Raw genomic sequence first — 25017 nt, 5'->3', positions numbered from 1 at the left:
GAAAAGGCCATGTACAAAATCTTGATCGCCGACGATCACCCGCTGTTCAGAGAAGCCATCCACAACGTCATCAGCGACGGTTTTCAGGGCACCGAGGTGATGGAAACCGCCGACCTGGACAGCGCCCTGGCGTTGACCCAGGCGCATGACGACCTCGACCTGATCCTGCTGGACCTGAACATGCCGGGCATGCACGGCCTGAACGGCCTGATCACCTTGCGCAACGAGGCGCCCACCACCCCGGTGGTGATCGTATCCGCCGAGCAGGACAAGCAGATCGTGCTGCAGGCCATTACCTACGGTGCGGTAGGGTTCATCACCAAGTCCTCCCCGCGCGGGCAGATGATCGAGGCCATCGAGCAGATCCTCAACGGCAACGTGTACCTGCCCCCCGATATCATTCGTGCGCAAAAAAGCACCACCAGCCGGCGCCTGAGCGATGCCCCCAGTTTCCCGCCGGAGATGCTGCAAGCCTTGACTCGCAAGCAGTTGCTGGTGCTCGAACGCATGACCAAGGGCGAGTCGAACAAGCAGATCGCCTACACCCTGGACATTGCCGAGACCACGGTAAAGGCCCACGTCTCGGCCATCTTGCGCAAGCTCAACGTGCACAACCGGGTACAGGCCATTCTCAGTGCCGGGGACATCGACTTTACCGACTACCTGCGCCGCTAGGCGCTCGGGGGCTGATGCATGGCCAGTAAATGAGTCATGGCAGTTTTCAGCTTCATGGGCCGCACCGGCTTGTGCATCAGCGTGTGGCCCAGCTCGCGCACCTGCTGCTTGAGCTCATTGCTGTAGTTGGCCGTGATCATCAACGCGGGGAGTGGCCGTGCCCGGCGCCCATTGATGCGCGCCACTGCATCCACACCGTTGCAGTCGTTGTCCAGGTGGTAATCGGCAATCAGCAAGTCGGCATGGGCGTGGAAGTTGTCCACCTGGCGGGCCAGGTCCTGCTCCGAGAGCGCGGTAACCACCCGGCACCCCCAGCCCTCCAGTAACGTGCGCATGCCGGCACAGATGGCGGCGTCGTTGTCCAGCACCCAGACCTGGGCGCCACGCAGGCACTCAAGCATCGGCTCGCACACGGCCTGGGCCAGCGGTGCTTTGGGTGCAGCAGCGCTCAACGGCACCTCCACGGCGAATACCGACCCTTTGCCAGGCCATGACCGCACCGCGATGCGGTGGCCCAGAATGCCCGCGATCTTTTCCACGATCGCCAGCCCCAGCCCCAGGCCACGGTCCTGGTCGGGCCGCTGCACGGCCCCGCGCTTGAACTCCTGGAACATCTCCTCCAGGTGCTCTTCGGCGATCCCGATACCGCTGTCCCAGACCTCGATGCGCACCCGGTCGCGCAAGCGACGGCAACCCAGCACCACCCGGCCCGACGGGGTGTAGCGGATGGCATTGCTGAGCAGGTTGCGCAGCACCCGCGCCAGTAACAGGATATCGCTGCGCACCACCGCCGAGCAGCCCACAAAGTGCAGCGCCAGGCCTACACTGCGCGCCACCTGGGCATATTCGGCGGCCAGGTTGTCCATCAGTTCGGCCAGGGCGAAGGGCGCGATATCGGCCTTGATCACCCCGGCGTCGAGCTTGGAAATATCTACCAGGGTACCCAGCAGGTTCTCCACGTCCTCCAGCGAGTTGCTGACGTTACGCACCAAGTGCGCGCTGGCCTGTGGGTCGCGGCGTTCGAGCAAGGCCGCGGTGAACAGCCGTGCGGCATTGAGCGGTTGCAGCAGGTCGTGGCTCACAGCCGCCAGAAACTTGGTTTTCGACAGGTTGGCCTGCTCGGCCTCGCGCTTGGCTTCTTGCAGCCGCGCTTCGGCGCGGCGGCGTTCGTCGATTTCGCGCAGCAGCTGGCCGTTGAGCGAGGTCAGTTCGGCGGTGCGCTCGCGCACGCGCAATTCCAGATGCTGGTAGGCCTGGTGCAATGCCTGCGAGGTATTGCGCCGCTCGGTGATGTCGCGGATCAGCACAAAAATACCCACCACCTCCCCCGCCAGACGGTTGGGCACATAGGAGCGCAACATGTAGCGCTCCTGGCCGCTGGTGTTGGTTTCGGCGAACTCGAACGTGACGCTCTCCCCAGCCAGGGCCCGTGCCACATAGGCCTCCAGGCGCTGACAGTGTTGCTCACTGTGGGCTTCGCGCAGGCTCTGGCCCAACATCAGGCCACTGGGCCAGCAGTACCATTGCTCGTACACCTTGTTGGTGAACTCGTAGACCAGGTCAGCGTTGAGGTAAGCGATAAGGGCCGGCACATGGTCGGTGATCAGCCGGATCCAGCGGGCGCTTTCACTCAACGCTTCCGCATGCTGGTAACGCTCGGTGATGTCGGTGAAGGTATTGACGAACCCGCCGGTGGGTAACGGGTGGGTGCGGATCTCCAGCATGCGGCCGCCGAACAGGCGTTGTTCGCACTCGTGCAGCACGCGCCCGTGCGCATCACGGCTGTCGGGGGTAAGCAGCCGCAGCTCGCTGTCGGCGATCACGTCGGCGAAGGGGCGGTGTGCAGCCACCGGTGCCAGGCCGCTAAGCTCCAGAAAACGCCGGTTCCACAGCTCCAGTACGCCCTCGGCATTGACCATGGCCACGCCCTGAGACAGGTTGTCCACCGCCCGTTGCAGCAGGTGCGACTTCTGCGCCAACGCCTGCTCGCGGCGCAGGGTCTCGCTCTGCTTGACCTCGGTGATATCGGTGAACAGGATCACCCGTCCACCGTCGCAGGTAGGCCGCTCGCTCACCTGCAACCAGCGCCCGTTGTGTTGCCGGTACAGCACGTTTTCTTCAGCATGGCCGCGCGGCTCTTCACTGAACAACCCGCTGCCGGCCATCAACCGCCTGACTTCGGCCAGGCGCATGCCGGCCATGATGCGCACCCGTCGGTTGGCCCAGAATGCCTTGAAACGGCTGTTGCACAGCACCATGCGCAGGTTGTGGTCGAATAGCACGAAAGCATCCGAAATACTTTCGATGGCATCGACCAGGTGCTGGTGAGCCGTTTCGGCGCGCAAACGGGCCTCGCTGAGCAACTGGTTGCCCGCCTTGAGTTCGGCCATGGCCTGGTTGAGGGCGTCGGTACGCTCGCGCACCTGTTCGGCCAGCACCACCGAATGCTGGAACGCCGCATACGGGCCGTTGCCCCGCGTGGCCCCGGTTTCGATGCGCTCGATCAGCGCACCATTGATGCGTTGCAGCTTGTGGTTTTCGTGCTGCAGCCGAGCGATTTCGGCGTGCAGCTCATCGACCGATGGGGGGGTGATTGCGGGCAATGGCAACGCCGGTGAAGGTCTGGTTGATGTGCATGCCATTGAACTGTTCTCCGTAGGTGTTGAAGCCGATCACCCGTTGCTCGCGCAGAAACGCCCCGACCGGCTCCAGGCCGCGCTGGCCCTCGAGCTCCAGGCGGCGCAGAAAACAGTCGCAACCAATGGTCAGCAACAGCGGGCCCAGGCGCTGCTGCAAGCCTTCGAACAGCTGATGCAGGTTCGGCAACAGCGGGCCTGGGGTCATGGCGGTCAGCACGATGCCGGTTTCCACAGCGCAGTAGAAGCTCAAGCTCAGGTCGGCGTGCACCTGCTGGATGGCCCGTACGTAATGCTGGTCGTGCATGCGCACGGCCAAGGGGTGGGCGGCGAATACACGGTGGTCCAGCGCCGCCACCGGCACACCGATCAGCCGGGCATATTCCTCGGCGGCAGGCTCGGCGTTCAACTCATAGACCCTGCGCTGGGTGCTGTCGGCGCCGGTAACCACCAGTTTGTCCTGCCGGGGCAGGATGTGGTGGGTGGTGAACACCTCGAAATCGAGCCAGGTGTTGACCAGCACCACCACAGCCGCCCCGGTGTGAAACGCCCCGGCGTAGTAAACGTGGGTACGGGTGAGGTAGTTGTCGTCCCCGGCCGACCCGCCAAAATGCGGGATGTCACCCAAGGCTGCGCTGAAGGCTGCCAGCACTGTCTCCTCGCGGCTGGATAGCCCATCGAGCAAGGTCAGCGCAAAACTGTGGCCTTTAATGGGCGCCAGGGTGTTGCTGCGACAGCAACTCACCAGCCGTTCGACCGTCTGCTGGGCGTCGATCAGGCTGAAGCGCTCCATTTCGTCGATCAACTCTGCGGCGATCGAGAAGTGGCGGTGGTCAAAACCGACCGCCGTGACGCAATTGCGCCCATAGCCTTGCGGGGTGATCTCACCGGCGCTGGTGCAGCCCACCAGGCGAATGCCGCCAAAGCCCTGCTCCAGGGCTTCGGCCAGCGTCGGCAGGTCGTACTCGGCCGTGCAGAAAAACAGCACGAACCCCAGGTGCGGATGCAGCAGTTGCCGCGCCAGTTCCTGGGCGGCCAGGCGGGCATCGCTGGCCTGGGACATGGCGCTGACCACGCCCTCGTTGTGCGCCTGCTGCATCGTGGTCTCCGGCATGGGCTGGCTGAACGGTCAGTGTACGAAGCCCGCGCCGGGGCACGAATGCTACTTGGGTAGCGGGTGGGGGCTTCGATGGTTGTAGTAGCTGCTGCCGCGCTTGGCCGGCTGCTTACCAGGTGAGTACCGCACCTACGGCAAAGGTGTCGGTGTCTTCGTTCTGGGCGCTGGTGGCATGCCCATCGATGGAGAACTGGTTGTACTCGGCCACCAGTTTGAGGTTGTCGTTGATGTCATGGAACAGCGCAATGACGCGGGTTTGGTAATCTGCGCCGCTGCCCACCGCGCCATTGCCGTCGTCCTTGGTCTTGCCGTAGGACAACGCCAGGCGGTTCTTGCCCAGCTTGTACGACGCCTGCAGCAAGTAGCCATCACTGTCGACGTTGCGCAGCGCCGGCTCCCCCGCATTGTTGGTGAAGAACGGGTTGATGCCTTTGGCCTGGAACCCTGAACCGGTCACAGAGAAGCCACCCATCTTGGCCTGGACGCCATAGCCAAGCCCCTTGGAGGTGACGGCGTGCACGTCGGCGTCGGTGTTGTCGGAGGTCTGGTAGCTGCCGTTGAGCCAGCTGTAGACCTGCGCACCGCCCAGGTCGAACTGGTAAGTGATTTCAGCCTCGGTACGCGGGTTTTTCTGGTAGGCCTTGCCGGTTGGGCTGCTGTCGTTGGTGTCCACCGGGTCCATGATGCCCACCGCTACCCGCAGCCCCTGCATGACCGGCGTACGGTAGGTGATCTGCGAGGTTGGGAACGGGTACGGGTAGCCGCTGCCGATATTGCCGAACGAGACACCGCCACCGTCCACCAGCCCGAGCGTGTCGCTGACCTGGCCGTAGCCGGCAAGCAGTTGGTCCAGCAGAATGTTGGAGCGGGCGAACAGCCCGAAGTCCTTGCCGATCAGCACTTCACCCCACGCCGGGTTGGCCACGGTGCCGTAGAACTGCCTGACATCGATGGCGGTATCGGTGCCGTTGCTTTCGCTGTCATTGATGCTGACCCAGAACGAAGCGCGTGCACCGAGCTTCAGGTCATTCACCTGTTTGCCCATGTTGAAGCCCAGGTAGTTGGGCAGAAACCCCATCTTTACCCGCGACTGGCGGCGGTCGAACTGCTCGCCTTCACGGTCGACCTTGCTGTTGACGTAAAAGGCATTGATGTAACCATCGGTCGAGAACGTGGTCTGGTCCTTGTCATACAGCATTATTTCGGCACTGGCGGCCTCGCTCAGGCACAGCGCTGCAACGCTCAACGTGGCAGCTGCGAGCAGACGGGGGTGCGGGTTCTTATTGTTGTACATGGCGCGCTCCGGAACGGGGACGGGTTGTCGGAGGCGATTATCAGAAGCCGCATGGGCGCACGGTACGCTGCTTTGGGTGGCATTGGCCTGGGCTTTGGGCAGCCTGGCCGGGCGCAATGATTCAGTGCCGGGACCGGGCTAAGCCAGGTCTCGGCACTTCAGGCCTACGCCTGAGTAGCAGGCAGGGCCTGGCACTTGCGCAGGCCGCGGGAAGGACATACATGAGGAGTACCAGGCAAGCACCGCCTGGCAAGCGTTGGCGTCAGGAGACCAGGGCCGAGGGGCGCTGGGATACCGGCCTTGGGAACCTGTGCGGTTGCTGCCAGGCCAATTGCGCCTGCACCTCGCCGGCTGCCTGCAGCACCTTCTGTGCCCAGTGCCGGTCCTTGGGGCACACCACCACCACGCGGAAACCATGGTCTACGCCTTCGAGGCGCACGCCTTCGGAATCGTCGACATGCAGGTCGATGTCGAACGCCGACGGCAACTTCGACGGCGCCAGGGTCAGGCCCTTGTCAGCCAGCACCTGCTGGTGCCGGTCGCTGTTGACCACGCCATCGACGCGGATGCCATACAGCATCAGCCAGCGGCGGATATAGGCCGGCGTGCGGCCGGACGAGGTATAGATCCAGATGCTGCAGCCCTGCCGACGCAAGTCACGGATGAGCGCGCGGGTACCCTTGCGCAGCGGCTCGCCCCACCAGCGGTGGACAAACGCGGGCAAGCGGCTGCCCTCTGCCGCCGCATGGTCCGGCTGGCAGGCCAGCGTGTCGTCGATGTCGAACGAAATACGCACCTGTGGGCGGCGCAGTGTACGCGCCAGGGCCCGTTGGCCTCGCTGCAGCATTGAAATACGCTCCATCAGCGGCTGCCCCCATGAGCATGCGCCCCACGCAGGAAGAACTTGCCAGGGGCAGGTGCCTTAGCTTCAAGGAAGGCAGCGTATTTTTTCTTGATCTTGGGCAATTCGTACAAAGCTTTCACACCATGCTTGGCGGAGTTGCGAATGACCGAGGACGGGTTGAAGTAGCCCTCGGCGTTGTCCAGCGACAGCACGAACGGTGGTAACCCTGCGCGCATCAGCAGGTAACTGACGATCAGCGAACCGGTGCGGTTGTTACCTTCGATGAACAGCTGCGGCTTGCTGAGGATGCGCACGTAAACGCCCGCTGCACGTTTCCAGATCGAATCGCTGCCGTAGGAGCAGTACCAGTTGTACAGGTCCTTGATGCCGCCTTCGACGTTGTTGAAAAAGTGCGCCTCGGTGGCGGCCAGGTGCGGCGCGAATTCCTTGCGCCGCTCAGGGTCGCTGCCGCACAGCACGGTGGCGTTGATTTCGAGCATCAGGTTCAACTGCTGCAGGTCGAACAGGTCGATACCGCGAGCGACATAGTCGTCAATCAGCGCATAGCCTTCAAGCACATTCAGCAGCACCTCGTCGGTGAACGGGTCGCGGGGTTCGGTAAAGTGCCGGCTGAGTTCGGCAAAGTGCCCCTGCACCTCGCGCAGTGCGCGCTCTATCGCTGAAAGATCAAGTCGGGGTATGGCTGCCATCGGTTATCCCTGGTTACATTTTAGTGACACACATGCAGCCGGGTGCAGGCGCCTTCCTGGCCCCTGCACCCGGCTGCCTGAAGCGCATCAGCGTCAGCTGAACTTGCCGCTGATGTAGTCGGAAGTGAGCTGCTCACGCGGGTTCTGGAAAATCTGGGTTGTCGGGCCCATCTCGACCAAGTAGCCGGTGCGGGTACCCTGGGTGATGTCCACCGAGAAGAACGCGGTGGTATCCGCCACACGGATCGCCTGCTGCATGTTGTGGGTGACCAGGGCGATGGTGTAGTCCTTTTTCAATTCCACCATCAGTTCTTCGACCCGGCGCGTGGCGATCGGGTCCAGGGCCGAGCACGGCTCATCGAGCAACAGCACTTCAGGCTCGGTGGCAATGGCGCGGGCGATGCACAGGCGCTGCTGCTGGCCGCCGGACAACGACAGGCCGCTGACCTTGAGCTTGTCTTTCACCTCGTCCCACAGCGCGGCCCCTTGCAAGGCGTGTTTCACGCGGTCGCCGATATCACCCTTGTAGCGGTTCAGGCGCAGGCCGAAGGCAACGTTGTCGAAAATGCTCATGGAAAACGGGTTGGGCTGCTGGAACACCATGCCGATGTAGCGGCGCACCACGACCGGGTCAACACCTTTGCCGTACACATCCTGGCCCAGGAAGTGCACGTGGCCTTCGAAGCGGAAGCCCTTCACCAGGTCATTCATGCGGTTCAGGCTGCGCAGCACGGTACTTTTGCCGCAGCCGGACGGGCCAATGAAACCGGTTATCTCGTTTTTACGGATAGGCACGTGGCTGTCGCGCACGGCCATGAAATTACCGTAGAAAATCTTGTCCAGCTTGCAGTCCATGACGATGGGGGCTTCGCTGGCCAAGGGAGCGGCTCTTTGGGCGGTGGATACGTTCACGGTCGAATGCTCCCTTTCTCAATACTTGGGCTTGCCGAAAACTCGGCTAAGAATGTTGATTACCAGCACGATCATCACCAGTACCAGCGAGGCCGCCCAGGCGAGCTCGAGCTGGTTGTCGAACGGCATGCCGGAGAAGTTGTAAATGAGCACGGCCAACGACGCAGTCGGGTTCATCACCGCCAGGCTGCCGTCGTGGTAGATCCAGTAGTTGCTGAACAGCGCGGTGAACAGCAGCGGTGCGGTTTCGCCCGCAGCCCGTGCCACGGCCAGCATGACGCCGGTCAGGATGGCCGGCAGCCCGGTGGGCAGCACGATTTTCCAGATGACCTGGGCACGGGTGCAGCCCATGCCGTAGGCAGCGTCTTTCATGATCTTGGGTACCATCTTCATCGCTTCTTCGGCGGTGAGCACCACGATCGGCAGCATCAGTACCGCCAGCGCCACACCACCGGCCGGGGCCGAGTAGGTGCCCGTGGTCATCACCACCAGGGCGTAGGCGAACACACCCGCCAAGATCGACGGCAGGCCGGTAAGCATCTTGGCCGCGAAGCGTGCCGCGTTGGCCAGCTTGCTGTCAGGGCCCAGTTCGGCGAGGAACACCGCAGCCAGGATACCCACCGGTACTGCGATGGCGGCCGCAATGCCGACCATGACAAAGGTACCGGCCATGGCGTTGCCGAAACCGCCGCCCATTTCGAAGCCGGTGGGCGGCAACTCGGTGAACACTTCGAGGTTGAGCCGCGCACCGCCGCGGGTGATCAGCATGTACAGCACTGAAATCAGCGGTACGCTGGCCACCAGGGCGGCGAACCATGCCAGGCTGGTCAGCAGCACGCTGCGCAGGGCGCGGCCTTCGAGCTTGCGCTGCAGGCTGGGCAGCGCGGCAACAGGGGTCGAGAGGTCAGTCATCATTTATTACCCCGCTGGGCGTAGAGCATGATCATCGAGCCGAGCACGTTCACCAGCAGGGTGATGAACATCAGCACCAGGGCGGCGTACATCAGCACCTCCACCTCGTTGGGGCCAGCCTCCGGGAAGTTCAGCGCCAACAGCGCAGCCAGGGTGTTGGCCGGGGCGAACAGCGACAGGGAAATGGTGTTGGCGTTGCCCACCAGCATGGCCAGTGCCATGGTTTCCCCCAGGGCGCGGCCCAGGCCGAGCACCAGTGAGCCGAAGATGCCGGTTGCAGCGGAGGGCACCATCACCTTGAGGATCGCTTCCCAATGGGTGGTACCCATGCCGTAGGCGGCCTGCTTGGTCTTCATCGGTACGCTGGTCAGCGCGTCCTGGGACACCGCCGCGATGGTCGGCAGAATCATGATTGCCAGTACCAGTGCCGCTGGCAGCAGGCCAGGGCCGCTCAGTGAAGTACCGAAGAAGGGGATCCAGCCCAGCTCGCTGTTCAGCCACGCCGTGAGCGGGCGGATGGCCGGGATGACCACGTAGATGCCCCACAGGCCATAGACCACGCTGGGGATGGCAGCCAGCAGCTCGACGATGGTGCGAAACACCGCCGCCAGCCTGGCAGGAAGAAAGTCCTGGGTCAGGAAAATAGCCATGCTGACGCCGAAGAAGCCTGCGATCAGCAATGCAATCAGGGCGCTGTAGAGCGTGCCCCAAATGGCAGGAAGAATGCCGTACTTGCCTTGGTTGACGTCCCAGACGCTGCCGAACAGCACGTCGAAACCGTGCTTTTCGATGCCGGGCAATGCCTTGCGGCCCACTTCATAAACCAGCGCGAAGACCAGCGCCAGCACCAGCACCACGCCAATACGGGCGAGCGCACGGAAGGTGCGGTCCACCAGAAAGTCTTTTGTCGACGGTGGCTGGCACGCGGAGTCTGGGTTATCCGGTATGGCAAAGGGTGTGTTCATTGGCAGGTTCCGGGACAGGGTGCAACACCCCCGGCGCGGTACACGCACGCCGGGAGCGCCTGGGTGTTACTGGATGTTGGCGGACGCTTTACGCACTTGCTCGACAACCGACGGTGGCAACGGGATGTAGCCCATGGAGTCGGCGATCTTCTGCCCTTCGGTCAGGCTGTACTCGACCATTTCACGCATGGCCTTGGCCTTGGCCGGGTTGCCGTTGTCCTTGCGGAAGATCATCCAGGTGTACGAGGTGATCGGGTAGGACTTGGCGCCATCCGGGTCGGGCAGCCAGGCCACCAGGTTTTCCGGCATGTTCACGGCAGCCAGGGCTTCTGCACCGCTCTCGGCGGTCGGTACCACATACTGGCCGGCCTTGTTCTGCAGCTGGGCGAAGTCCACTTTGGCCAGCTTGGCGAAGCCGTACTCGATGTAGCCGATGGCGCCTGGGGTCTGGCGAACGGTGGCGGTTACGCCATCGTTTTTGGGCGATTTGATGAACTTGTCGGTGGCGGGCCAGTTGACGGTGTTGCCCTCACCCAACCCCTGCTTGAAGTCTGGGTTGATGGCCGACAGGTGCTTGGTGAAGACGGCGGTGGTGCCGCTGGAGTCGGCACGTACCACCACGGTGATCGGCGTGGCTGGCAGTTTCAGGTCAGGGTTGGCCGCAGCGATCTGTGGGTCGTTCCACTGGGTGATCTTGCCCAGGAAGATGTTCGAATACACATCACGTGGCAGTTTCAGGCCCTTGGGGTTGCCTGGCAGGTTGTAGGCCAGAACGATTTCGCCGGCAGTCATGGGCAGCAGTTGCACGCCCTCGCCTACTTTGGCGATGTCCGCTTCGCTCATGGCCGAGTCGCTGGCAGCGAAATCGACGGTCTTGTTCAGGAAGTCCTGAACGCCTGCGCCGCTACCCTTGGATTGGTAATCAACGGTGACACCCGCGGTCTTCTTGCTGAAGTCCTTGAACCAGGTCAGGTAGATCGGTGCAGGGAAACTGGCGCCCGAACCGGTCAGGCGGACGTTTTCTGCGGCGATGGATGCCGAGGTGGCGCAAAGGGAGACCGCAACGGCGAGTGCAGCAGACTTCATCAGGCGTATCATGGAAAAGCGCTCCGTGTGATGGCCGGCACACTTTGCATCAGCTGTGTTACAGCTTTGTGACCATCCGGTGGCACCCCGCTAGCCAAGGCACCGGCGAGGGCCTGGGCACACCGATGGAACGCTGCCGGCGCACCGAACTCCCACTCTTCAGGCAGCGCGTTTGGCGCTGCGCGCCCTTACCTGGAGGAAGCCCTGCATGAAGAAAATCCTGATGGTGCTGACATCCCATGATCAACTGGGTAACACCGGCAAGAAAACCGGCTTCTGGCTGGAGGAGTTCGCCGCTCCTTATTATGTCTTCATCGACAATGGCGCCGACGTGACCCTCGCCTCGCCCAAAGGCGGCCAGCCACCCCTGGACCCTAAAAGCGACGAGGCCGATGCCCAGACTGATGCCACCCGGCGCTTTGCCAGCGATGCCGAGGGGCAGGCGGCCCTGGCTGATACCGTGCCCCTGGACCAGGTGGACCCCTACCACTTCGATGCCGTGTTCTACCCAGGTGGCCATGGGCCGTTGTGGGACCTGGCCGAAGACAAGCATTCGATCACCCTGCTGCAGGCATTCTATGCAGCCAACAAGCCGATTGCCGCCGTGTGCCACGCACCTGGGGTGCTGAAGAACGTCAAGGCGCCTGACGGGCACCCTGCTGTGAAAGACAAGCAGGTTACGGGCTTCACCAACAGCGAAGAAGCGGCTGTAGGGCTTACCGATGTGGTGCCGTTCCTGGTCGAAGACATGCTCAAGGCCAAAGGCGGTGCCTACTCCAAGGGGGCTGACTGGTCCAGCCATGTGGTCGAGGATGGGCATTTGATCACGGGCCAAAACCCCGCTTCCTCCGAAGCCGCAGCCGAGGCGCTGCTTGCCCGGCTGGCACGGGAACCTGGCGCCTGACCGCCCAGCCCTGGCACTTGCGCCCTTGAAGCAAACGTTTACGGAATTATTGCTCAGGGGCGGTGGTCAGACGGGTAGCGCACAGTTATCGCTCGCGCGTTACCTTGCGAGCCAACACGGATGTCCCCTCTAAAACCTGAGTGCGCCTAGCCTGAGTACTGCCATGAAAGTGTGCGAACTTCCAAGATGTCCGACTGTCCTGCTGGTCGAGGACGAACCCATCATTCGCGAACTGATTGCCATCGCACTTGAAGACCTGGGCGCCACAGTCACAAGCGTTGAAACCGCGCAGGAGGGCCTGGAAATGACCTCGCATTCCTCCTTCTCGATGCTGCTGACCGACGTACGTACCCCCGGGACCGTAGACGGGCTGGAGCTGGCGCGCCAGGTCGGCAAGCAACAGCCGGATACGCGTATCGTGGTCATGAGTGGCTATCACGACCCCTCCAGCCAGGCGCTGCCGTTGGGTGCTGTGTTTCTGTCCAAGCCGTGGACGCTTGACCATTTCATTGGTGTGGTCAGCGACCAGTTATCGCGCTCGGTAAAACCGCTGGCACAGCCATTGAGGTGATGCCGTATCAGCGCCCTGGCCTGCAGGGCGCTGATGGGGTTCTCAGGCGATCCCCGTTGGCCCGTCCAGCACCTGCCTTACCCGTCTTGCCAAATCATGTGGCTGGCAGGGCTTGGAAATCACATCAAATTCCGACCCTCCAATATCCGTGCGTTCAATGGAGTTCTCCGCGTAACCGGTGGTCAGCAGCACCTTTATTTGCGGCTGCAGGCGGCGCACCTCCCGCGCCAGCATCACCCCGTTCATGCCACCTGGCATGATCAGGTCGGTGAACAGCAGGTCGTAGCGCTCACCCGCCTGGATCAGCTTCAGGGCCTCGCGCGCGTTAAGCACCATATCTGCGTCATAGCCATAGTTTTCCAGCACCATCTTGGCCAATTCGGCGACGTCCGGGCGGTCCTCGACAATCAGAATGCGCTCTGTGCCCGAGCTGCGCTCCGCAAGCTTTACGGGTTTTTCCTGCACCGGGCTTGCTTCATCCACCGGGAAATACAAGCGCAACGTAGTGCCCTCGCCCTCTTCGGTATAAATACGCGCAGCGCCCCCGGACTGCCTGGCAAACCCATACACCATCGACAGCCCCAGCCCGGAGCCTTTGCCCTCCTCCTTGGTGGTGAAGAACGGGTCCATCACCCGGTCGCGGATGCTGGCTGGCATCCCGATACCATTGTCGGTAATCGAGATGCTGACATAGCTGCCTGGCAACAGCCCATCAAAGGACTGGTTGATATCGCTCACCTGGATATTGCGGGTTTCGATGAACAGGTGGGGCCGTTTGCGGCCGATGAGGGCGTCCCGCGCATTCATGAAGATATTCAGCAGCGCGACCTCGGCCTGGGTGCCATCGATACGGCAATTGCGCAGTTGCGGATCCAGGTCGTAATCCACCGTCACCTCGCCGCCGAAGGTGCGCTCGATGATGGGGCGCACGTCATCAATGAGGTGGTTGAGGTTAAGCACCCTGCCGTGCAACTTCTGTTTGCGGGCGAATGCCAGCAGCTGTTTGGTCAGCGTGCTGGCCCGGTCCACGGCGGTTTGCGCGTGGCCCACACTGCGGCGAATGCGGCTCAGGTCGGGCTGGCCTTTGTCGGTCTCGTTGGCGACCAGGCCCATGTAGCCGCCCATCACCTGCAGCAGGTTGTTGAAGTCATGGGCGATACCGCCAGTGAGCTGGCCGAGGGCTTCCATCTTCTGCGCTTGGCGCAGGGCGTCCTCGGCATCGCGCCGACGGCTTACATCCAGCTGCGAGGCGAAGAAATAAATCAGGTCACCCCGTTCGTTGAAGATCGGCGAAATGAACAAGGCATTCCAGAAGCTTGAGCCGTCTTTGCGGTAGTTGAGCACTTCCGTGGCGATATCGACCCGGCGGGCGATGGCGTCGCGGATGGCATCCACCACTGCCACTTCGGTTTCGGCGCCCTGCAGAAAACGGCAATTGCGCCCCAGGATCTCGCTGCTGGCATAGCCGGTCATCTCCAGAAAGGCGCGGTTGGCGAAGATGATCGGGTTGTCCTCGCGGTTGGGGTCAGTCACGATCATCGGCATGCGCGTGGTTTGCACCGCCGCGAAAAACATGTCGTGCGGCAGCTTGGAGATATCCCCGGAAGCTTGATTGCTGACGCGTGCCTTCTTGTCCGTCACGGGACTCTCCTGAATGAGCAGTGGTGCAAATCGTCAACTCTTGACAACGGCGCAGCCCAAGTTGCTCATTCGGCATTCACCGTTTACGAAACTTATGCCGAACACCCACTGTCGACTCGTTCACGCCTGGCCTATCCTGCACAATGAACTGCCAGGCCCCGCACCTAATAAGCATGATGCTGCTGCCCGTGGAATCTCATGAATCTATCGCTGCGTAACAACGTACAGGTCACCGGTAGCGGCCCAGCCACCCTGGTGTTTTCCCACGGTTTCGGCTGCGACCAGTCCATGTGGAAGTACCTGCTGCCCCACTTTCACGGGCGTTTCAGGGTGGTGACCTACGACCTGGTAGGCGCCGGGCAATCGGACCTCACCGCCTACGACCGCCGCAAATACGACTCGCTGCAGGGCTACGCCCAGGACCTCAACGAGGTTATCGATGCCTTCGCCGAAGGCCCGGTGATCGTGGTCGGCCATTCGGTCAGCGCAATGATCGGCGCCCTGGCCGACCGCAAGCGGCCAGGGCGCATCGCTGCCCATGTAATGGTCGGGCCGTCCCCTTGCTACATCGATGACGGCGACTACATCGGGGGCTTCAAGCAGGCCGATATCCAGAGCCTGCTCGACACGCTCGACAGCAATTACCTGGGTTGGTCCAGCACCATGGCCCCCGTGATCATGGGGGCACCCGGGCAGCCGGCGCTGGGCGATGAGCTCACCAACAGCTTCTGCCGTACCGACCCAGAAATCGCCGGGCACTTCGCCCGCGTCACGTTCCTGTCGGACAACCGCCAGGACATTGCCGGCCTGACCACACCCGTACTGATCCTGCAGTCCCACGATGACCTGATCGCCCCCGTTTCGGTGGGTGAGTATCTGCATGCGGTCATGCCCAACAGTACGCTGTGCCTGATCGAGAACATCGGCCACTGCCCGCACATGAGCGCACCCACTGCCTGCTCCCAGGCCATGGACGCGTTCTTGCAGCCCTGGGCACTCGGCCAATGACCCCCGAAGACGCCCTGCCGCTGGTAGAGCAGCTGTACGAAGGCGCCCCCTGCGGCCTGGTCGTCACTACCGAAGCCGGTATTATCGTGCGGGCCAACCAGACCTTCTGCAACTGGCTGGGGCACTCGTTGGAAACCTTGTTGCAGCGCAGGTTTCAAGAGCTGTTGACCATGGGCGGGCGCATTTTTCACCAGACCCACTGGGCACCGTTGATGAAAATGCAGGGCTCCGTGGCGGAGGTGAAACTTGAAGTGCTGCACCGCGACGGCCATGTCATCACCATGCTGCTCAATGGGGTGCGGCGCGAGCACGCCCATGGCGTATTCCACGAAATGGCCCTGTTCGGCACCATCGAGCGTGACCGCTATGAACGTGAACTGCTGGCTGCGCGGCGCCGGGCCGAACAGTTGCTGGCCCAGACCACTGAAGCGGAAGCGGCGCTGCAACACGCCAAGCAGGAGCTTGCCGACGCCTATCATGATGCCCAGCGGCGCGCGGCCTTTGCCGAACAGATGGTGGCGATCGCCAGCCACGACCTGAAAAATCCGCTGACGGCGATAAAGATGGCCACCCAGTTGCTGGAGCGCGGCGAGCACCGGGAAAAGGAGCGGCGCCTGCTGAGCAGCATCAGCCATTCTTCGGAACGGGCGCGGCGCATGATTGCCGACCTGCTCGACTTTGCCTCGGTGCGGATCGGCGAAGGCATCACCATCCGGCGCAGCCCTACGGACCTGCCAAGAACCGTGGATCAAAGCGTCAACGAGTTGCGCGTGGCCTTTACCCACGCCCACATCCGCCACCTGTCCCGTGGCCATGGCGAACTGGACATCGACGGTGATCGGCTGCAGCAGATGATTGGCAACCTGGTTGCCAACAGCGTGGCGTACGGGGACCTCGCCCACCCCATCACCCTGACCACCGACCTGCAGCCGCACGCCGCCGTGATCGCCGTGCACAACCATGGCCCCTGCATCCCCGAGCGTTCGCTGCCAACGCTGTTCGCCCCAATGACGCGCGCCAGCAGCCACCGCGACCCGGTGCGCTCCATCGGCCTGGGCCTGTTCATCGTCAGCGAGATCACCCAGGCGCATGGGGGCGCTGTCACCGTCAGTTCCGACGCGGTGTACGGCACCACCTTCACCATCCGCCTGCCAGTCGGGGCAGGTGCCTGCTGAGACCGGTGCGCGCCGGCAGCTGAACTATACTCACGCCGTGGTTAACCCTGAACTGCACAACCGACCTTGCAGGAGCTGAACCATGAGAGCACTGACCTTCCACGGCGCGCAGGATGTCCGGGTCGATACGGTTCCAGACCCAACGCTCCAGGCCGATGACGACGTCATCTTGCGCGTGACTGCCACGGCCATCTGCGGGTCGGACCTGCACCTGTACCACGGCAGGATTCCGCAGACCGAACCGGGCGATATCTTCGGCCATGAATTCATGGGTATCGTCGAAGAGGCAGGCCCCGGCGTTACAGACCTGAAGGTCGGGGATCGGGTAGTCATCCCCTTCGTGATTGCCTGTGGCAACTGCTTCTTCTGCCAGCACGATCTGTTTGCCGCCTGCGAAACCACCAATACCGGGCGCGGCGCCATCATCAATAAAAAAGTGATCCCGCCAGGGGCAGCCCTGTTTGGCTACAGCCACCTGTATGGCGGCATACCGGGTGGCCAGGCAGATTACGTGCGGGTACCCAAGGCCAATGTGGGGCCGTTCAAGGTGCCCACGGCGTTGCCGGACGACAAGGTGCTGTTCCTCTCCGACATCCTGCCGACGGCTTGGCAGGCCGTGACCAACGCCCAGGTAGGCCAGGGCTCGACAGTGGCCATCTACGGCGCCGGGCCTGTCGGGCTGCTGAGCGCGGCCTGTGCCCGCATGCTGGGCGCCCAGACCATCTTCATGATCGATCACAACGACTACCGCCTGGCGTTCGCCCGCGATGCCTACGGGGTGGTGCCCATCAACTATGAACAGGATGATGACCCGGCAGACAGCATCATCCGCCTTACCCCAGGCAAGCGCGGCGTCGACGCGGCCATTGATGCGGTGGGCTTCGAAGCCAAAGGCAGCACTGCCGAGGCGGTACTGACCACCCTCAAGATCGAGGGCAGCAACGGCAAGGCCTTGCGTCAGTGCATTGCCGCCGTGCGCCGGGGTGGGGTTGTGAGCGTGCCCGGCGTGTATGCGGGGTTCATCCACGGCTTCATGTTCGGCGACGCATTCGAAAAAGGCCTTACCTTCAAGATGGGCCAGACCCACGTGCACAAATACCTGCCGCAATTGCTCGAGTACATTGAGGCAGGCCGGTTGCAGCCGGAACAGATCGTTACCCACCGCATGGCGCTCGAAGAGGCCACCCTGGCGTACAAACTGTTCGACCAGAAAAAAGACGATTGCCGCAAGGTGATTCTGGTGCCTGGTGCGGCGAGCGCGTCGGCGAGCGGCATGTCGGCCTGATCGCAGGGTTGACTGGCCGGGGCCGCCTATCGGCCCCGGCCATTACCAGAAACTACAGGCTGAGGGTGTTGAGCGCCTTGATGAGCGCATCAAGCGTGAACGGCTTGCTCAACACCGCCCCCGCCTCCCCCGGCCAGCCGACAGTTGAAGGCTCGGTCGGCGCATAGCCAGTCATGAACAACACCGGCAGCCCTGGCCGGGCAGCCCGGGCTGCTTCGACCATCTTTCTGCCATCCAGCCCACCCGGCAGGCCCACGTCCGTGATCAGCAGATCGATGCGCGTGTCAGAGCGCAGCAACTGCAAACCTGCCAGGCTGTCGGCTGCTTCGATGACCACATACCCCAGCCCATTGAGGATCTCGCTCACATACATGCGCACCGAGGCTTCATCATCCACCACCAGCGCCGTGTGCCCGGGCACTGCGCGGTGGCTGGTGGCGCTGGGCGGCGGTGCTGTAGCCACATGGCGCGGCTCCCCATGGCTGGGCAACTGCAGGTAAACCCGGGTACCCACCCCCTCGGTGGACTCGATGCGCACCTGCCCGCCACTCTGTTTGGCAAAGCCATACACCATCGACAGGCCCAAGCCCGTACCCGCACCTACGGGCTTGGTGGTGAAGAACGGCTCGAAGGCCTTGGCCAGGGTGTCCGGGGCCATGCCTGTACCCCCATCGGCCACGCAGATGCACAGGTAGTCGCCAGCCTGCAACTCAGGGTCGGCTCCGTCCCCGAGATGCTGGTCTTCAGTGTGAATACTGATACAACCCGCGCCGGCGAGTGCGTCACGGGCATTGATACACAAGTTGACCAGCACATTCTCAAGCTGGGCCGGGTCTACCAGGCAGGTGCTGGCCAAGGCCTCAAGGCGCACCTCAAGCGTGATCGAAGGCCCCACCGTACGGCGGATCAACTCCTCCATGCCGCCAATCAATGCATGTACATCGGTTTCCACCGGCAGTAACGTCTGCCTGCGGGCGAATGCCAGCAGCCGGTGGGTCAGTGCCGCCGCCTTGCGGGTAGCACCATGTGCCACGGTCAGGTAACGCTCGACATCGTCCATACGCCCTTGTCCCAACCGCGCGCGGATCAGGTCGAGGCTTCCCGAAATACCTGCCAGCAGGTTGTTGAAGTCATGGGCGATCCCGCCCGTCAACTGCCCCACCGCCTCCATCTTCTGCGCCTGGCGCAGGGCTGCTTCTGCCTCCTCACGCTCGGCCACCGCCTGGCTGATGCGTGCTTCAAGCGTGCGGTTGAGTTCCAGCAACTGGGCCTCGGCCTGCTTGCGGGCCGTGACATCAATGGACGAACCAATCAGCCCGATCACTTCGCCATCGTCGCCGAGCAGGGGTGCTTTCAACGACAGCCAGTAGGTGGCAGAGCCATCAGGCATATCCACGCGCTCCTCGACCTCCACGGCCTTGCCGGCTGCCATGACGCGTTGATCGGTTTCCATCACCTGCTGCGCCTGCTGCTTGTCTTCGAGGAACTCCAGGTCGGTCTTACCGATGTAGTACTCAGGTGGCTTGCCGATCAGCACGGTGGTGCCGTGGTTGGCTACCAGCATCCGCCCCTGGCGGTCCTTGGCATAGACCACACCCGGCACCGCAGCCGTGAAGGTGCGCAGCATGGCCATGACCCGGTCCCGCTCGGCCTGGGCGGCGCGGCGTGACTCGATGTTCATCAGCACACCCGGGAAGCGTACCGGCGCCCCCTCCCCGTTCAACTCAACCCGCCCGCTGGCCTCTACCCAGCGGTAGCAACCATCGTCATGACGAACCCGGTACTCGCAGCGAAACGCACCGCCACAGGCCATGGCGGCCTGAATGGCATCGGCCACATGCTCACGGTCTTCGGGGTAGATGGAGTCGAATGCCTCGACCAATGGCATACCCGCCAGGCATTTGGCCAGTGGCAAACCGAACGAATGGGAAAAGCGCTCGTCAGCGGTTACCCGGTCGTTGGGGATGTCCCACACCCAGGTGCCGATAATCGCGCCCGCGCTAAGCGCAAGCTGCAGCCGCTCGGCCGTCTGAGCAGCGTCATCCTGGCCACTGGCACCGCTGCCAGCGGGTTGTTGTTCCATGAGTCGACCTCGAACATCGTGAAGGGTCAGCACAGCCAGGGCGCCACGGCCCGCGTGCTGCAGGTGCACATGATGGGCACGACACACGGGGCTTGAAAAGGGCTTGGCGCTAAGCCAGCTGAATAAACAGGGCGTATGCGCCCAGCAGCACCCAACAGGCGAGGAAAATCCACGGTGTACGCAGTGAGAACAACAGCGATTTACGATGCCCGGCTCGGGAGGTTTCCGCCTCACTGAACAGTGGAGACTCATCGTAGGCCAAGCCCATCATGGGCTCGCTGCGCAGTAAGTGGCTTTGCTTGAGCTGCCAGTGTTCGATGATCTTGAACGCTGCGCGAATACCCGGCCACGCATTAAGTGAGCTGAGCACACCGAGCAGTGCCAGAAACGGAGGAACGACCAGGGTAAACATCTCACCCCAGCTTTCGTTCAGGTTGCCCATGGCCGAGACGAACGCGATGACCAGAAATGACTGAGCCGCCAGGTACGCATCCGTGCGGTTGGCCAGGATACTGGTTTCGTACTGGATTTCCTGCCGGTAAAAATCCAGCCGCTCCTTGGGGGAGCCGAACATGCGTGCGCTTTGCTCCTCCAGATCCGTCTCAGGCGTAGCCGGGGTGATAATACGTGGCACGTTACAGCTCCTTGGTGTGCTGGCGACTCATTACTGTTTGCGTGCTTTCCGGGGTGTTTCCCGGGCGGCTTTCTGTGCTGTTGAATCTTGCGAGGTACCGGTTGAACCCTCAGGGCGGTGAGCATCGTTGTCGCGCTCCTGCTCACCGTTGGTTTTAGCGAGGTCAGCGCCCTTGCGTTGTTCGTCACGTAGCTTGCTCATACTGCCACCTCAACCTTTGCTGTGTTCCGGCGAGGAGGGCCCGGTGCCGCGCTTTATGCCACGCGGGCCCCACACACCCCATATCCCCAGGCCGATAACCGGGAGCGCCAGCAGTACGAGTGCCCACAGCGCCTTGGTGGTGTCTGCCTTGTCACTGCGAAACACGCTGACGATGGCCCACAGGTCCACCAGAAGAATGATCACCGCCACGGCAATCCAGAAGTACGTCACAGGCTCAGTCATGATCACGCCCTCAGTTGGCGGCCAGCGATCCCGACCTCCTATGTAGAGGAAGCCTATGCCTACCACGAAGTTCAGCCCGGCTTCTCGAAGGTGGACGGGTGGGCGTGAATGCGCTGAACCAAACTCGCTGGCAAACCGTCCACCCCTGAAGAGCACTACGAGTATGCGTCCATGCCAGACAACGCCATTGCGCAAGCGTTCGATTACCTCGAGGCCCATGACCTTGTGCTGACCACAGCCGAATCCTGCACAGCCGGCGCCATGATCGCTGCGTTAGCCAGCATTCCAGGCACAGGTGCTGTGTTGGAAAGCGGGTATGTGGTGTACTCGCCAGCCGCCAAGCAACGGCTGCTCGGTGTAAGCCCCCTCACCATCGAGCGCTACGGCCTGACCAGTGAAGCGGTCGCCTGGGAAATGGCGTTGGGTGCACTCAAAGACAGCCAGGCCTCGGTGGCGATTGCCACTACCGGGGTCGCAGGGCCCGACGCCCAAGGCAGCATAGCGCCCGGTACCCTCTGCTTCGCCTGGGCATTCGCAGGCCACCCCACAGCAGTGTTCACCCGCACGCAACGCTTTTTTGGCCAACGGGGAGACGTGATGCAACAGGGGGCCGTCTATGGCCTTTCACAACTTGCCCACTATCATCAGCGCTGGTTACGCGGCGAACGCGCGTAACCCGCACCGACAACCCTCATTTGCTAACAGCGAACTTTTTCATATCCACCGCAGGCGCCACGAATTCAGGGCCTGTGCCAGACAACCGCCATTTCACATTGGCCAAGCCATACCGCTCAGCCATCGGGCGGCTGACTTTCTTGATGGTGTGCTGCCCAAACCGGGGAATGATCCCGACTCCGGCATCGCAACTGGCCCAATGCCAAGCTTCGCTATTGTCCATGCGCTCAAGGCGAATGATGAACGTGCGGTAGTCCCCGTGAAGCTCATACTCGATCACATACAGTTGCTGCCCTGCCATTGGACTCTTCTCCATCAAACCCAGCCTAATGGAGCGAACAGCCGAGCAAAAGATTCCATTTATTTTGACTCACTGGTCATGCCGGTAGCTTTGCGTCTGAAGCCTAGAACTCTTCGCGCAACCCTCTAGTCCCAGCACTACGACTGACGTTGGAGCTTGCCTGTGGACGACGATACGAAAAGCCTGGCGCAACAAGGGGAACCCCAGCGCGATGCCGGGGGTTGGCTTTTGGTGGAACATTACGCAGCACTTGGCGACGGGCGCTCAGTGGCCCTGGTCGGCCTGGACGGCTCCATCGATTGGTGGTGCGTGCCGCACATGGACTCGCCGCCCTTGTTCGACAGGTTGCTGGCGCCGACCACCGGGGGCCACTTTGCCATTACCCCAAGCCAGCCCTATGTGGCTGAGCGGCGCTACCGGCCGGGCAGTAATGTGCTGGAAACCGACTACATCACCAGCAGCGGCAGGGCCAGGCTGACTGAGTCGCTTAACAGCGGCCCGGCCGGGCGGCTGCCCTGGGCGGAACTGGCCAGGCGAATCGAAGGCATCGAAGGCTCGGTGGCATTCCACGTGGCCATCGATTTCGGCACCCAGGCCGATACTGTCAGCCCTTATCTTTCGCCCAACGATAATGGCTGCGTATTCCATGCCGGGCACATTCTGGGCATGTTCCTGCACGATGACCGGGTGGATGTACAGCGCAAGGATGACCTCGGCGTGCGAGGCACCGTGGAGATCACGGCCGGCCAGCGGACGGTGCTCGGCCTTATCGCCGGTTACGACGAACCGCTGGTGGTGCCTGCGCTGAGCTTGGTCGATGCCCGCATAGATGGCTCTGACAGGGAGTGGCGGCAATGGTCCCAGGGCCTGGATTACCAGGGCCCCTACGAAGCGGTAGTGGTACGCAATGCGCTGGCGCTGAAACTGCTGCTGTCATCGCCCAGCGGGTCGATCATGGCGGCGGCGACCACATCGCTGCCAGAGCGTATCGGCGGCTTCAAGAACTACGATTATCGCTTCGCCTGGATACGGGACGCGGGTTACACCATCGAGGCGTTTCTGGGCATTGGTGCCCAGCCCGAAGCAAAGGCTGCCTATACCTGGTTGCTGCGTCGGCTGGACGAGCATGGCGCACGTGTCTTTTACACGCTCGACGGGCACGTCGGTGACGGCATCCACCCCATAGACCTACCCGGTTACAAGCAATCGCCGCCTGTAGTGGGCAATGACGCACACAATCAACTGCAACACGGCGTGTTTGGCGACATCTTCGAAACCACCAGCTGCTTCATTCAATGCGGCAATATCCTCGACAACGTCAGCGCAGCGCTGCTGGCACGCCTGGCCGACGACTGTGCAGACTGTTGGCGCCAGCCCGATTCCGGTATCTGGGAGCTGCACGAGGTACGGCACTACACCTTGTCCAAGATCAGTTGCTGGCAGGCCCTAAGCCGCGCCATCGAGCTGGCCGACGGCGGGCACCTGCCCACCACCTGCCGGGAACGCTGGGTACGCGAACGGGGCCGCATCCAGGAATGGGTAGAAAGCCATTGCTGGAGCGAGCGGCTACAGGCTTACGTGTTTTACCCCGGCAGTGAACGCCTTGACGCAGGCATTGCGCTAGCCGTGCGTTTTGGCTACCCGCAGCGAGAGCGCCTGCGCAGCACCCTGCATGCAGTACAGCAATCGCTGGGCAGTGGCCCCTTCCACTATCGCTACAGCGGGGCCAGTGAAGAGGAAGGCTGCTTCCTCGCCTGCTCGTTCTGGTTGGTGGAAGCCTGGGTGCTGCTTGGGCATGAGGCTGAAGCGCAAAAGGCTTTTCACGCGGCGCTGGAAGGCCTTGGCCATGGCGCAGGCATCTACTCGGAAATGGTAGACCCCGACTCGGGCAACTACCTGGGTAACCTGCCACAAGGGCTGACACATCTGGCGGCACTGCGCGCAGCTCTGGCGCTAAGCGGTCGACGCCCGCCGTGTTGAAAGCCCGGGCTGCGCGCCAGGCTTGGCGCGCGGGCCGTTGGTTACTCGGTGGGTGATTCGGTAGCCACCATCGGGGGCACTTCGGCGAGCGGGAAAGCCCTGTGCTGCTCGCGGCGGCGAGCCTGCTGGCGAGCCGGCAGAGGTTCGAGCTGCTGCGGCTGCCCCGTCTGCAATGCCCGTTCGATGGCCGCGATCACGCGCACGTCGCGCAACCCCTCTACCCCGTCCGGCTCCGGCGCCTGGTCGCGCAGGATACAGTCGGAGAAGTAGGCGGTTTCACCTGCAAACTGGTCCACGACCGGGTTCACATGCACGCGGGTTTCGCCGTCGATTGTCGCCCGGTAGCTGATCGCCACCCCCTCGCCGTAGCCGAAGCACGGTGAGGCCTCGATTTCCCCTTTGCTGCCCAGCAACTGGAAACGCTCGGTGTCTGGCAGCGTGTAGCTCACCGTGAACTGTGCCAGACGCTCGTCCGGAAAGCGCAGGCTAACGGTGACGGTGTCCCAGGTGTTCACAGCGCTACCCGGTGACTGCACACCGATTGCCGCCACCTCGATGGGCTCGGCGTTGAACAGCTGGCGCACCATATTCAGCGGGTAAGGGCCCATGTCTGGCACTGGCCCTGCGGCAAAGCCATTCTGGGCACGGTGGTTACTGGGTTTGACTCGCTGCGTGAAGATCGAGGTAAACAGCCGGGGGTCGCCGAAATCGCCTTTGTGCACACGCTCGATCATGTCCAAGGTGCCGGGTTCGCAGTGCAGCCGGTAAGCGACCATCAGCTTGGCGCCTGTGCGCGCTGAGGCATCGATCATCGCCTGGCAGTCGGCCTCGCTGGTACCCATGGGTTTTTCCAGCAGTACGTGAATGCCCGCTTCAAGGGCCGGGATCACGAACTCGCGGTGGCGGAAGTTCGGCGTTGCAATATAGAGGGCGTCGACTTCGCCGGCCGCCAGCAGTGCCGGATACTCCTCGTAGGCATAGGTACGGAGCCCATACCGCTCGCCGAGTTGCCGGGCTTTTTCGGGGTCACCCGTCACCAGCGCGGTGATCACCGAGTTATCGGTCTGGCCGACACCCGGCATGAATGCACCCTGGGAAATAGAGCCGCCGGCAACCACGCCGTAGCGAATCTTTTTGGGTGTATCAGGCATGACAGTCCTCCTCG

General features: G+C 62.5%; 23 protein-coding genes. 8 read left to right on the top strand and 15 right to left on the bottom strand.

What is annotated here, in order from left to right; genetic code table 11:
- The first annotated feature begins 9 nt into the window (after window positions 1-9).
- Window positions 10-675, top strand: coding sequence for a response regulator transcription factor (locus IAE36_RS18195; protein ID WP_028634292.1), 666 nt, complete (start codon window positions 10-12; stop codon window positions 673-675).
- On the opposite strand, the gene nahK is transcribed toward IAE36_RS18195, so the two are convergent.
- The 9 genes from nahK to pstS all read right to left on the bottom strand — a co-directional run bounded on the left by nahK (window position 672) and on the right by pstS (window position 11163).
- Entirely contained in the window at window positions 672-3317 is a 2646-nt protein-coding gene (nahK, locus tag IAE36_RS18190; protein WP_442967469.1) for a hybrid sensor histidine kinase/response regulator NahK/ErcS', read from the bottom strand. The two genes, IAE36_RS18195 and nahK, sit on opposite strands and share 4 nt — an antisense overlap.
- Window positions 3247-4410, bottom strand: coding sequence for a nitric oxide-sensing protein NosP (gene nosP / locus IAE36_RS18185; RefSeq protein ID WP_060481839.1), 1164 nt, complete (start codon window positions 4408-4410; stop codon window positions 3247-3249). The genes nahK and nosP overlap by 71 nt, the downstream gene beginning before the upstream one ends.
- Window positions 4411-4537: 127 nt before the next feature.
- Window positions 4538-5722: a porin gene (locus IAE36_RS18180; protein ID WP_201213881.1), complete on the bottom strand. Its 1185-nt coding sequence runs from the start codon at window positions 5720-5722 to the stop codon at window positions 4538-4540.
- A 262-nt stretch (window positions 5723-5984) separates the two neighbouring features.
- Complete coding sequence (locus IAE36_RS18175; protein ID WP_060481837.1) at window positions 5985-6584, bottom strand: hypothetical protein; 600 nt, start codon at window positions 6582-6584, stop codon at window positions 5985-5987.
- A complete protein-coding gene (locus IAE36_RS18170; protein ID WP_028634297.1) occupies window positions 6584-7276 on the bottom strand; it encodes a hypothetical protein in 693 nt (230 codons plus the stop codon). The genes IAE36_RS18175 and IAE36_RS18170 overlap by 1 nt, the downstream gene beginning before the upstream one ends.
- A 93-nt stretch (window positions 7277-7369) precedes the next feature.
- On the bottom strand, window positions 7370-8131 hold the full coding sequence (gene pstB / locus IAE36_RS18165; protein ID WP_042141089.1) for a phosphate ABC transporter ATP-binding protein PstB: 762 nt from the start codon (window positions 8129-8131) through the stop codon (window positions 7370-7372).
- 75 nt (window positions 8132-8206) lie between these two features.
- The gene (gene pstA / locus IAE36_RS18160) at window positions 8207-9100 is read right to left on the bottom strand and encodes a phosphate ABC transporter permease PstA (protein WP_028634299.1); all 894 of its coding nucleotides are present in this window, start codon (window positions 9098-9100) and stop codon (window positions 8207-8209) included.
- Window positions 9100-10065, bottom strand: coding sequence for a phosphate ABC transporter permease subunit PstC (pstC, locus tag IAE36_RS18155; RefSeq protein ID WP_028634300.1), 966 nt, complete (start codon window positions 10063-10065; stop codon window positions 9100-9102). The genes pstA and pstC overlap by 1 nt, the downstream gene beginning before the upstream one ends.
- A gap of 66 nt (window positions 10066-10131) precedes the next feature.
- Complete coding sequence (gene pstS / locus IAE36_RS18150) at window positions 10132-11163, bottom strand: phosphate ABC transporter substrate-binding protein PstS (protein WP_028634301.1); 1032 nt, start codon at window positions 11161-11163, stop codon at window positions 10132-10134.
- 196 nt (window positions 11164-11359) lie between these two features.
- Here pstS and IAE36_RS18145 point away from each other — a divergent pair, with 196 nt between their 5' ends.
- Window positions 11360-12055 (top strand): type 1 glutamine amidotransferase domain-containing protein, encoded by a 696-nt coding sequence (locus IAE36_RS18145; protein ID WP_201213879.1) that lies wholly within the window; start codon window positions 11360-11362, stop codon window positions 12053-12055.
- Between the two features lie 163 nt (window positions 12056-12218).
- On the top strand, window positions 12219-12626 hold the full coding sequence (locus IAE36_RS18140) for a response regulator (protein ID WP_201213877.1): 408 nt from the start codon (window positions 12219-12221) through the stop codon (window positions 12624-12626).
- Window positions 12627-12668: 42 nt separating this feature from the next.
- Here the strand turns inward: IAE36_RS18140 and IAE36_RS18135 are convergent, their stop codons facing one another.
- Window positions 12669-14267 (bottom strand): histidine kinase famiy protein, encoded by a 1599-nt coding sequence (locus tag IAE36_RS18135; protein WP_201213875.1) that lies wholly within the window; start codon window positions 14265-14267, stop codon window positions 12669-12671.
- A 198-nt stretch (window positions 14268-14465) separates the two neighbouring features.
- Between IAE36_RS18135 and IAE36_RS18130 the strand changes: the two genes are divergently transcribed.
- The 3 genes from IAE36_RS18130 to IAE36_RS18120 all read left to right on the top strand — a co-directional run bounded on the left by IAE36_RS18130 (window position 14466) and on the right by IAE36_RS18120 (window position 17735).
- Complete coding sequence (locus IAE36_RS18130) at window positions 14466-15275, top strand: alpha/beta fold hydrolase (RefSeq protein ID WP_201213873.1); 810 nt, start codon at window positions 14466-14468, stop codon at window positions 15273-15275.
- Window positions 15272-16450, top strand: a complete 1179-nt coding sequence (locus tag IAE36_RS18125; RefSeq protein WP_060481832.1) for a PAS domain-containing sensor histidine kinase — start codon at window positions 15272-15274, stop codon at window positions 16448-16450. The genes IAE36_RS18130 and IAE36_RS18125 overlap by 4 nt, the downstream gene beginning before the upstream one ends.
- Window positions 16451-16532: 82 nt before the next feature.
- The gene (locus IAE36_RS18120; protein WP_201213871.1) at window positions 16533-17735 is read left to right on the top strand and encodes a zinc-dependent alcohol dehydrogenase; all 1203 of its coding nucleotides are present in this window, start codon (window positions 16533-16535) and stop codon (window positions 17733-17735) included.
- 52 nt (window positions 17736-17787) lie between these two features.
- Here the strand turns inward: IAE36_RS18120 and IAE36_RS18115 are convergent, their stop codons facing one another.
- From IAE36_RS18115 to IAE36_RS18105, 3 genes are all read right to left on the bottom strand, one after another.
- A complete protein-coding gene (locus IAE36_RS18115; RefSeq protein WP_201213869.1) occupies window positions 17788-19818 on the bottom strand; it encodes a hybrid sensor histidine kinase/response regulator in 2031 nt (676 codons plus the stop codon).
- Window positions 19819-19927: 109 nt separating this feature from the next.
- A complete protein-coding gene (locus IAE36_RS18110) occupies window positions 19928-20452 on the bottom strand; it encodes a hypothetical protein (RefSeq protein ID WP_028634309.1) in 525 nt (174 codons plus the stop codon).
- Window positions 20453-20662: 210 nt separating this feature from the next.
- Window positions 20663-20896 carry a PLDc N-terminal domain-containing protein gene (locus IAE36_RS18105; RefSeq protein WP_201163209.1) on the bottom strand — a complete coding sequence of 78 codons (234 nt, stop codon included), beginning with the start codon at window positions 20894-20896 and terminating at the stop codon, window positions 20663-20665.
- Between the two features lie 171 nt (window positions 20897-21067).
- On the opposite strand from IAE36_RS18105, the gene IAE36_RS18100 reads away from it, so the two are divergent.
- A complete protein-coding gene (locus tag IAE36_RS18100) occupies window positions 21068-21571 on the top strand; it encodes a CinA family protein (RefSeq protein WP_201213868.1) in 504 nt (167 codons plus the stop codon).
- 16 nt (window positions 21572-21587) lie between these two features.
- Here IAE36_RS18100 and IAE36_RS18095 read toward each other — a convergent pair whose 3' ends face one another.
- A complete protein-coding gene (locus IAE36_RS18095; protein WP_028634312.1) occupies window positions 21588-21872 on the bottom strand; it encodes a DUF6555 family protein in 285 nt (94 codons plus the stop codon).
- 231 nt (window positions 21873-22103) lie between these two features.
- On the opposite strand from IAE36_RS18095, the gene IAE36_RS18090 reads away from it, so the two are divergent.
- Window positions 22104-23852, top strand: a complete 1749-nt coding sequence (locus IAE36_RS18090) for a glycoside hydrolase family 15 protein (RefSeq protein ID WP_328822872.1) — start codon at window positions 22104-22106, stop codon at window positions 23850-23852.
- Between the two features lie 41 nt (window positions 23853-23893).
- On the opposite strand, the gene IAE36_RS18085 is transcribed toward IAE36_RS18090, so the two are convergent.
- Window positions 23894-25003, bottom strand: coding sequence for a Gfo/Idh/MocA family protein (locus tag IAE36_RS18085; RefSeq protein WP_201213867.1), 1110 nt, complete (start codon window positions 25001-25003; stop codon window positions 23894-23896).
- Window positions 25004-25017 lie beyond the last annotated feature (14 nt).

It is taken from the genome of Pseudomonas sp. S36, assembly GCF_016647875.1.
In the GTDB taxonomy this organism is placed as follows: domain Bacteria; phylum Pseudomonadota; class Gammaproteobacteria; order Pseudomonadales; family Pseudomonadaceae; genus Aquipseudomonas; species Aquipseudomonas parafulva.
Note: the sequence above shows the minus strand (reverse complement) of the source record. Positions and strands in the feature narration are given on the sequence as shown.

Bases quoted from the DNA above. Each gene is read 5' to 3' on its own strand.
- IAE36_RS18120 (WP_201213871.1), top strand. From the start codon at position 16,533: ATGAGAGCACTGACCTTCCACGGCGCGCAGGATGTCCGGGTCGATACG.
- IAE36_RS18170 (WP_028634297.1), bottom strand. From the start codon at position 7,276: ATGGCAGCCATACCCCGACTTGATCTTTCAGCGATAGAGCGCGCACTG.
- nosP (WP_060481839.1), bottom strand. From the start codon at position 4,410: ATGCAGCAGGCGCACAACGAGGGCGTGGTCAGCGCCATGTCCCAGGCC.
- IAE36_RS18180 (WP_201213881.1), bottom strand. From the start codon at position 5,722: ATGTACAACAATAAGAACCCGCACCCCCGTCTGCTCGCAGCTGCCACG.
- pstB (WP_042141089.1), bottom strand. From the start codon at position 8,131: ATGGACTGCAAGCTGGACAAGATTTTCTACGGTAATTTCATGGCCGTG.
- IAE36_RS18125 (WP_060481832.1), top strand. From the start codon at position 15,272: ATGACCCCCGAAGACGCCCTGCCGCTGGTAGAGCAGCTGTACGAAGGC.
- IAE36_RS18115 (WP_201213869.1), bottom strand. From the start codon at position 19,818: ATGGAACAACAACCCGCTGGCAGCGGTGCCAGTGGCCAGGATGACGCT.
- IAE36_RS18140 (WP_201213877.1), top strand. From the start codon at position 12,219: ATGAAAGTGTGCGAACTTCCAAGATGTCCGACTGTCCTGCTGGTCGAG.
- IAE36_RS18100 (WP_201213868.1), top strand. From the start codon at position 21,068: ATGCCAGACAACGCCATTGCGCAAGCGTTCGATTACCTCGAGGCCCAT.
- pstA (WP_028634299.1), bottom strand. From the start codon at position 9,100: ATGACTGACCTCTCGACCCCTGTTGCCGCGCTGCCCAGCCTGCAGCGC.
- pstS (WP_028634301.1), bottom strand. From the start codon at position 11,163: ATGATACGCCTGATGAAGTCTGCTGCACTCGCCGTTGCGGTCTCCCTT.
- IAE36_RS18085 (WP_201213867.1), bottom strand. From the start codon at position 25,003: ATGCCTGATACACCCAAAAAGATTCGCTACGGCGTGGTTGCCGGCGGC.
- IAE36_RS18175 (WP_060481837.1), bottom strand. From the start codon at position 6,584: ATGGAGCGTATTTCAATGCTGCAGCGAGGCCAACGGGCCCTGGCGCGT.
- IAE36_RS18095 (WP_028634312.1), bottom strand. From the start codon at position 21,872: ATGGCAGGGCAGCAACTGTATGTGATCGAGTATGAGCTTCACGGGGAC.
- IAE36_RS18130 (WP_201213873.1), top strand. From the start codon at position 14,466: ATGAATCTATCGCTGCGTAACAACGTACAGGTCACCGGTAGCGGCCCA.
- pstC (WP_028634300.1), bottom strand. From the start codon at position 10,065: ATGAACACACCCTTTGCCATACCGGATAACCCAGACTCCGCGTGCCAG.
- IAE36_RS18195 (WP_028634292.1), top strand. From the start codon at position 10: ATGTACAAAATCTTGATCGCCGACGATCACCCGCTGTTCAGAGAAGCC.
- IAE36_RS18105 (WP_201163209.1), bottom strand. From the start codon at position 20,896: ATGACTGAGCCTGTGACGTACTTCTGGATTGCCGTGGCGGTGATCATT.
- IAE36_RS18145 (WP_201213879.1), top strand. From the start codon at position 11,360: ATGAAGAAAATCCTGATGGTGCTGACATCCCATGATCAACTGGGTAAC.
- nahK (WP_442967469.1), bottom strand. From the start codon at position 3,317: ATGGCATGCACATCAACCAGACCTTCACCGGCGTTGCCATTGCCCGCA.